A 258-nucleotide genomic window follows, 5' to 3' on the forward strand; every position below is an offset into this window, starting at 1 on the left:
CGGAGACGACATAGCTGTTGAGCTGTGCCCCTTCCTGGCTGATCACCTCCAGGTTCAGGTCACGGCTCAGCCCCTGGCCCAGCAACATAACAGTGTTGTAAGTGTTGGGCAGCAGCACGTTGTTATCATCAGCGTTGGGCATCATTGTCGCCGGCACCAACATGGGCCGCTTGTTGTCTATGATGATATTGCCCGTCAGCACGGGGCCCGTGACCGCATAGCGGAAATACACGCCCCAGTCACCGTTGTGCTCTATGC

At 57.4% G+C, this 258-nt stretch carries 1 protein-coding gene; it reads right to left on the reverse strand.

Annotated features, from left to right (window positions below; all coding sequences use genetic code 11):
• Positions 1–258, reverse strand: a 258-nt coding sequence (locus tag LZP73_RS21235) for a hypothetical protein (RefSeq protein WP_234236992.1), incomplete at both ends; no start/stop codon positions are given.

The sequence above is a fragment of the Shewanella sp. AS16 genome (assembly GCF_021412365.1).
GTDB lineage: Bacteria > Pseudomonadota > Gammaproteobacteria > Enterobacterales > Shewanellaceae > Shewanella > Shewanella salipaludis.